Annotated in this window: 1 protein-coding gene and 2 pseudogenes; 2 read left to right on the forward strand and 1 reads right to left on the reverse strand. The window is 55.0% G+C overall.

Translation table 11 applies throughout. From position 1 onward, the window contains the following. Nucleotides 1–382: pseudogene (gene fumC / locus H7A81_RS26950) on the forward strand (class II fumarate hydratase); the annotation flags it as partial. A 72-nt stretch (nucleotides 383–454) separates the two neighbouring features. Here fumC and tus read toward each other — a convergent pair. Then, nucleotides 455–1,381, reverse strand: a complete 927-nt coding sequence (gene tus / locus H7A81_RS26955; protein WP_182059304.1) for a DNA replication terminus site-binding protein — start codon at nucleotides 1,379–1,381, stop codon at nucleotides 455–457. Between the two features lie 155 nt (nucleotides 1,382–1,536). Here tus and H7A81_RS26960 point away from each other — a divergent pair. Further along, nucleotides 1,537–2,062: pseudogene (locus H7A81_RS26960) on the forward strand (MFS transporter); the annotation flags it as partial.

The following is a 2,062-nucleotide window of genomic DNA, read 5'->3' on the forward strand; positions in this document are numbered from 1 at the left end:
GGTGATGGGTAACGACGTTGCGGTGAATATTGGTGGTGCTTCGGGCAACTTTGAGTTGAACGTGTTCCGTCCAATGGTGATCCACAACTTCCTGCAGTCCATTCGCTTGCTGGCCGACGGGATGGACAGCTTCAACCATCACTGTGCGGTGGGTATCGAACCGGTGCGCGAGCGTATCGATCAGTTGCTGAACGAGTCGTTGATGCTGGTGACGGCGCTGAATACCCATATCGGTTATGACAAAGCGGCGGAAATCGCCAAGAAAGCCCATAAAGAAGGGCTGACGCTGAAAGGCTCGGCGCTGAAGCTCGGTTATCTGACTGAAGAGCAGTTTGACGAGTGGGTACGTCCTGAAGAGATGGTTGGCAGCATGAAGCAATAATTATTGCGATAACTGAGGGGTAATGCCGCTCAGTTCAGCGATGACAGAGGCGGCCTGAGGGCCGCTTCTTCATTAAAGCTTGTCACTCCACAAGTGCAGCCGTGGGATGACCAGATGCAGCGGCTGCGCCAGCGGCTTATGACGATGCGTGACGTTATCGGCATCGTAGTCCAGCAATTCCCCTAGAATCGGTACCTGAGTTTTATCCCGACACAGCACCAGCAGCGGTGAAGGGCAGGCGAGTTGCACCTGCTTCTTATTACTGGCGCGCCAGACGCGGGCAATCGGTTGGACCTTAACCGGACGCTTGATTTTCAGTTTGGCATCGACGGGCAGTGACAAAATCATCTCCAGTTCTTGCTGGACTTTTTCCGCCCATTGTTCGCGCGTCCAGGGCGCTTGCGCACGGTTGGCCTTCAGGCTGCGTTCCAGCTGCTCGACCACGGCTTCACGCGTGAGGTTTTTAATGATGTTCTTGTTGGCCCAGCCAAAGCGCAGGCTATCCGGCGCGTGCAGTAAGGTCACGCTGCGATAGGCGTTCAACGTAATTAAACCGCGCAGATGCTGGTGGACAAACTCAAAGCGCGCCTCGCTCGGCAGCCCCGACTCCACGGTAATCAGGTGTTCCAGGCGCAGCTTAAGCGCATTGATATCGGCCACCTGCTGACTGATGCGCTCGCTGACGGCTTCATCCGCTTCTATACAAATGGCGCCAGGCAAACGCACCGCAGCTTTGGTGCTGAGTTTTTCCGACTGGTGCTGCATAAACAGACGACAGTAGTGAGCCAGCGCCATGTCTCGCGCTTTCTGCCCGAGATGTTGAGTCACGGCGATACGCTCAATTTCATCATTCTCGTGGCCTTTCTCGATTTCGGGCAAGCTGAATGCGCGCGCGATCAGCAACGGCTGCTGTTCGACTTGCTGGCGCAGGCTACTTAAACCGCGCTCCAGTGCGTTGACGCACTCGTGCAAATCAGCCACTAGATCATAGCGAGACATGTTATGCTCCATAGTTACAACATACCATTTACCTTATCGTATTTGGTGCCAATCTTCCACTCAGAAACGTGATTTCGCTAAGCAGGGCACACAAACATTTTTCCAGCAGGATGAACATGTTATAACAATGCTTTGCCTGCTAACGGAAACCTGTCGTGGAGCATCACCCTAAACCTGCGGTTCCTGCCATTGTGACACTGGGAGGCGTTCAAATCCTTTCGTGGGGCGGTTCGTTTTATCTTATGGCCGTGATGGCGAATCCGATCGTCGCGGAAACCGGCTGGTCGCAGCAGTGGGTGTATGGCGCATTATCCTTAGGTATTTTGGTTTCTGGCCTGCTAGCCCCCTTAAGTGGCCGCCTGATTGCGGGCAGCTATGGGCGCGTGCTGCTGGCGTCGAGCGGGGCGGTGATGGCGCTGGGCCTGGTGATTATGGGATTCAGTCACCATTTGCTGCTGTTTCTGTTTGGTTGGCTGATTATCGGCATCGGAATGGCGATGGGTTTATATGACGCCCTGTTTGCCACCCTCGGAACGCTTTATGGTGGACAGGCTCGTGGCGCGATTACCGGCATTACCTTAATCTCCGGCTTTTGCACCACGCTGGTGTGGCCGGGGACTGCGCTGCTGATTCACTGGCTTGACTGGCGCGGCGCCTGTTTCGCCATTGCCGCGCTGTTAT

The sequence above is a fragment of the Pantoea sp. ME81 genome (assembly GCF_903970985.1).
Lineage (GTDB): Bacteria > Pseudomonadota > Gammaproteobacteria > Enterobacterales > Enterobacteriaceae > Pantoea > Pantoea communis.